The organism is Nonomuraea marmarensis (genome assembly GCF_043197025.1).
Classification (GTDB): Bacteria; Actinomycetota; Actinomycetes; order Streptosporangiales; family Streptosporangiaceae; genus Nonomuraea; species Nonomuraea marmarensis.
On the sequence record NZ_JBICRM010000090.1, the window covers coordinates 1 to 4,691 of the forward strand.

Consider the following 4,691-nt stretch of genomic DNA (forward strand, 5'->3'; position numbering starts at 1 on the left):
CGGGTCGGCATAAGACCCCTTCGACTTGACCCACATCGAAGTACGGCTGGGCGGCAAGCCAGTGGGGGCGGCCAGACCGTTCACGATCGGGCGGCACGCCCACCCCAAGGCCCGCCCCGAACTGCCCGGCGACACCGATACCTCACCGCCGGCGCCGCTGACCAGCATCGACTACCTGCGGCTCGTCGACGCCGAGCACCGCGCCACCCAGCACCAGCCGATCAACTACAGCGCCCTGCTCTCCGGCCACGCCGCTCCCGGCCAGGAGGAAACGCCGTGAACCACGCCACCCATGACGCCCCGGCCTGTGTCCGCGAGATCGCCAACCTGCTCGCCTGGTGCCGCCGCCTGTCCGAACGGGGACCTGGCAACGCCGACCCCGCCGAACTGGCCGCCTACCAGCAGGCCAAGCACCAGCTGCTCGCTCGCCTGACGCACGACACCGACGCTGGGGAAGGAGGTCAGCGATGATCGAGCGTCTGCGATCCCACTACCTATTGACTGAACTACTGAGGGAGTTTCCGCAGTTCAACGGACAGGTTCGGGGTTGTGTGGTTAGGGTCCCTGCTCATGGTTGGAGACGAAGAGCCAGTGCGGGATCTGGCCGGGTTGGTGATCCCTCAGATCGGTTCTCTTGAGGAGACCGGCGACCGGTGGGAGCCCTTTCGGTTGGTCGATCCGGCTGGGGTGCCAGTCGAAGCGGTCGCGGCCTTCTTCCGTGATCTGCAGGCGGCCGGCCGATCCGAGGCGACCTTACGGTCTTACGGAATGGATCTCCTTCGCTGGTTCCGTTTCCTCTGGGCGGGAGCGGAAGTGTCGTGGGACCGGGCGACCCGGTCCGAGGCCCGGGACTTCTGCCGATGGATGCTGGTGGCGGGCAAGCCCGTCCGCCCGCACTGGCGCAGGCTCGCCGGGGGTGAGGGCCCGGGCGCGACGTCCGGGAAGCCGTACTCGCCGTCGGTGCGGGCGCACAGCGAGACGGTGTTGCGCACCTTCTATGCCTTCCACCTGGACGCGGGCACCGGGCCGGTCATCAACCCGTTCCCGCTGGACCGTTCACGCAGAGGGCGGCGGGCGCACGCGCACCGCAACCCGATGGAGCCCTTCCGCAACGAACGGGCCGGGCTCTACCGGCCGACGGTGCCATCCAAGATTCCCCGCAGCGTCCCGGACGAGGAGTTCAACGAGATCTTCGCCCGGCTTCCCTCGCACCGCGACCGAGCTCTGGTCGCCTTCTACATCTCCACCGGCGCGCGAGCGTCGGAGTTGTTGTCGGCCACTCAGGGCGGTGTCGATCCCGGACGGCAGCTGATCTCGGTGGTCCGCAAGGGCAGCCGGGCCGTTCAAGAGCTCCCGGCCTCCACCGACGCGTTCGTGTGGTTGCGGCTCTACCAGGTCGAGATGGACGAACTGATCCCCAACGGCCAGCGGCAACCCCTGTGGTGGACCTTGCGCCGACCAGTACGGCCGTTGACCTATCACGCGGCGCACCGCATGTTCGAGCGGGCGAGCGAGGCGGCGGGCAGTACGGCAACCCTGCACGCGCTGCGTCACTCCGCGGCCTACCGGATGGCCGAGGACCCCGCCCTGCCGATCACCGACGTCCAATACGTCCTCGGGCACGCCCTGTTGAGCACGACCCAGATTTACCTGAATCCCCGCAAGGAAGAGGTCATCCGCCGGATGGTGGCCCATCACGCCGAGCAGGTCCGTCAAGCCGCCCAGCGAACGACCCCCGTCGTCGCGCCCGGCTACCGGCCCGAAACCCTCAACGTCTTGTTCGGGACACCAGCCTCGTGACCGTCACCCTGCACGAGCCGCGGATGTCACCGCGGACGCCGCCGCCCAACCGGCGGCAAGCGGCACGAATCAAGTTCCCCGCCCGGTCCGTCGCGGAGACGTGGCGGGCCACCGAGCAGTCACGCGAAGCGGTCCTGGAGCGGCTGGCCTCACCACCGTTCGTGCTGGCGACGGCCAGCAGCCAGAAGACCCGAGTCCTGGGGCTGCGGCTCCTGCTCGACTGGCTCGCCGACCATCCCGGGCAGACCTGGCAGGAGCGGTGGCAGGCCACCGGCGCCGAGGCGGCGGGATCGAGCTGGCGGCACATCTCGGCCGGTTGGCTACGCGACAACAGCGGCCACGCGCAGTGGCGCCAGCCCGCGCTGTCGGCAGCCCTGGTCACGGCGATCTGCGCAGACCTGGTGCGTCCCGCCCTGTCGTGGCTGGTCGCCGACTCGACCACTGGCAAGGGCGCTCTGCCCCGGAACATGGCCCGCTCCCGCGATCCTGAGGGGCTGGCTCGGCTGCGGACGCTGTGTGAGGCCGACCCCGACGCGTCGCCCGCGGCGGGCAAGCTCGCGCTCTGGCGGAGCAGCCTGATCATCGCTGCTAAGGGCGGCATGCTCGCCGACATCGCCGTCGGAGACGTCCTGGAGTTGCTCGATGCCGAACGGGACGGGCACCGCAAGATCACGGGCGGCACCGCGGTGTTCTACCGCAAGCTGCACGCGATGGGGATCTTCAGCGCGGCTGTCCCGGCAACACTGCAGGAGCTGCGCACCGCGGGCCAGCGCACCCCCGACGAGCTGATCGACCGCTACCAGCTCACCTGCCGTCCCGTCCGCGACCTGCTGGTGGACTACCTGCGAGAACGTCAGCCCGCGCTGGATTACACCAGCCTGGAATCGCTCGCCCACCACCTCGGCAACCGATTCTGGGCCGACATCGAACGCCACCACCCCGGCATCGACAGCCTGCACCTGCCCGCCGAAGTCGCCGACGCGTGGAAACAACGCCTGCGCAGCAAGACCACGACGGTCACCACCCACACCGGCGACAAAAAACAGGTCACCGTCGAACGGATCAGCTACCGCGAATGCCTGACCCCGGTCCGCGCCTTCTACCTCGACCTCGCCCATTGGGCGGTCGAGGATCCAGCCCGATGGGGCCCGTGGGTCGCCCCAAGTCCCGTCGGGCAGGAGGAGATCAACCGGCGCAAGACCAAGCGACGCCACAAGTCCAAGATGGACGCGCGCACCCGCGAACGGCTGCCCGTCCTGCCAGTGCTGGTCGCGGCCGTCGACCGGCGGCGCAAAGACGCTGGCGCCCTGCTGCAGGCCGGCGAGCAGGCCCACCCCGGTGCATCCTTCACCGCAGCCGGGCAGACCCTGCTCCGATCAATTACCCCCCACGCGGCGACCAACAAGATCTGGGCCGATGACCCCGTCACTGGCACACGCCGCGACCTCACCCTCGAGGAGGACCACGCCTTCTGGGCCTTCGCCGCAGTCGAAGTCCTGAGAGCAACCGGCATACGCATCGAGGAACTTCTTGAGCTCAGCCACCACAGCCTGGTGCAATACCGGCTGCCGACCACCGGCGAACTCGTTCCGCTCCTGCAGATCGCCCCGTCCAAGACCGATGAGGAGAGACTTCTCCTTGTCTCGCCGGAGCTGGCCGATGTGCTCTCCACCATCATCTGCCGGATCCGCCGCCCCTCCGGCGCGGTGCCGCTCGTCCCCGCCTATGACACCAAGGAATGCGTGTGGTCGCCGCCGGCGCCTCTGCTGTTCCAACGCCGCATCGAGGGCGAGACGCGGGCCATCACCGATGGCAGCATCCGCACGATGCTCACCGCCGCCCTGGCCCACACCGGCCTGATCGACCCCGCGACCGGAGGCCCGCTGCACTACACACCCCACGATTTCCGGAGACTATTCTTGACGGACGCCATTCTCAATGGGCTGCCGCCACATATCGCCCAGGTCATAGCCGGACACCGGGATATCAATGTCACCCTCGGCTACAAGGCCGTCTACCCTGACGAGGCCATCCAGTCTCACCTGGCCTTTCTGTCTCGCCGCCGAGCACTACGGCCCAGCGAAGAATATCGCGTTCCCACCGACGAGGAATGGCAAGAATTCCTCGGCCACTTCGAGTTGAGAAAGGTCGCGACCGGAACGTGTGGGCGCGCGTTCGGCACCCCATGTATTCATGAGCACAGCTGTCTGCGTTGCCCCCTGCACTGGCCTTCGCCCGACCAGCGCCCCCGCATCGCCGAGATCCGCGACAACCTGATCGCCCGCATCGCCGAAGCCGAACGCGAAGGCTGGCTCGGCGAGGCCGAGGGACTCAGGATCAGCCTGGCAGGAGCCGAAGACAAGCTCGCCCAGATCGACCGCCGTTCCTGCACCTCCGTCGACCTCGGCATGCCGACCATCACCACCCGCTGACGCCACAGCAATCACCCCGCCGAGCACACCAAGATCAAGTTCAGAGAATACGGGTTCACCCGCACGCCCTTCGGCCGTGACTTGGCACCGGGCATGCTGTTCAAACACACCGCCCACGCCGAAGCCGCCGCCCGGCTCACCTGGTGCATCACCGAGAAAGCCATCGGCATGGTCACCGGCGAGGTCGGCGTCGGCAAGACCGTCGCGCTGCGCGCCACCCTCGGCGCCCTGGACCCCGCCCGCTACAGCATCGTCTACATCGCCAACCCCGAAATCGGCATGCGCGGCATCCTCTCCCAGCTGGTGGTCACCCTGGGCGGCCACCCCAAACCGCATCTGGCCACCCTCATCCCCCAGGCCGCCGACATCCTCGCCGGCGAACACGCCGAACGCGGACGCACCCCCGTCCTCATCCTGGACGAAGCACACCTGCTCAACCACGCCCAGCTGGATGCGCTG

General features: G+C 68.3%; 5 protein-coding genes. All 5 read left to right on the plus strand.

Annotated elements, in window-relative coordinates; translation table 11 throughout:
* Positions 1-25 precede the first annotated feature (25 nt).
* On the plus strand, positions 26-280 hold the full coding sequence (locus ACFLIM_RS49985) for a hypothetical protein (RefSeq protein WP_393177945.1): 255 nt from the start codon (positions 26-28) through the stop codon (positions 278-280).
* The gene (locus ACFLIM_RS49990) at positions 277-471 is read left to right on the plus strand and encodes a hypothetical protein (protein WP_393177947.1); all 195 of its coding nucleotides are present in this window, start codon (positions 277-279) and stop codon (positions 469-471) included. Before ACFLIM_RS49985 ends, ACFLIM_RS49990 begins: the two co-directional genes overlap by 4 nt.
* Positions 472-570: 99 nt before the next feature.
* The gene (locus ACFLIM_RS49995) at positions 571-1,800 is read left to right on the plus strand and encodes a tyrosine-type recombinase/integrase (protein WP_393177949.1); all 1,230 of its coding nucleotides are present in this window, start codon (positions 571-573) and stop codon (positions 1,798-1,800) included.
* Positions 1,801-1,961: 161 nt separating this feature from the next.
* On the plus strand, positions 1,962-4,232 hold the full coding sequence (locus ACFLIM_RS50000; RefSeq protein WP_393177951.1) for a tyrosine-type recombinase/integrase: 2,271 nt from the start codon (positions 1,962-1,964) through the stop codon (positions 4,230-4,232).
* A 93-nt stretch (positions 4,233-4,325) separates the two neighbouring features.
* Positions 4,326-4,691: AAA family ATPase (locus tag ACFLIM_RS50005; RefSeq protein WP_393177953.1), on the plus strand; the 366-nt coding region annotated here is incomplete at its 3' end.